Origin of the sequence: Wolbachia endosymbiont of Pentidionis agamae, from assembly GCF_036711655.1 — a bacterium.
Taxonomy (GTDB): Bacteria; Pseudomonadota; Alphaproteobacteria; order Rickettsiales; family Anaplasmataceae; genus JAZHPY01.
Window position 1 is genome coordinate 1 of record NZ_JAZHPY010000159.1, and the last position, 540, is coordinate 540.

Genomic DNA, 540 nt, shown 5'->3' on the forward strand with positions numbered 1-540 from the left:
TTCTAATCCAGAATTAGCGTTTAAAAGTGCGGCTGTAAAATCTGGTATATCAGTAAGAAATATAAACTTTGATTGCACAACATTACAATCGGAAATTAGAGAGTATCTAATAAATGGTGAGTTTTCTAAAATATCTAAGGCTTTACATTTATTAGTAGACAAAACTTGCCAGAGCATTAAACAAAGAGATAAGTTTTTAGGTGTTTTAAAAAGCAATATTGAAAAGATTCTAGATGAACCGAAAGTAATTAATGATAAGAACTTAACTAATGACCAGAATCCAACTAAAAATAGTTACGAAACTGTTAATGTAAAAAGTAAAGAAGTGCAATTTTCACTATAAAATATTACTGTAGAACCTGCAAGTAAAATACAAATTGCAGCATGGGATTGTGGATTATTCATATTTCAGGTTTAGATATACTTGTATGGAAGAGTGATACAGAACATTAGTAAGGTTTTCTTACTACTGCTATAGATAGACGTTTTCATAGAAAATTTATGAATAATATATACTATATATCAACAATTAGTTTATAG

At 27.8% G+C, this 540-nt stretch carries 1 protein-coding gene; it reads left to right on the forward strand.

The annotated features are described in order from the left end of the window. A partial coding sequence (locus V6U76_RS05435; protein ID WP_333024130.1) for a hypothetical protein occupies positions 1–343 on the forward strand: 343 nt, incomplete at its 5' end. Positions 344–540: the final 197 nt, after the last annotated feature.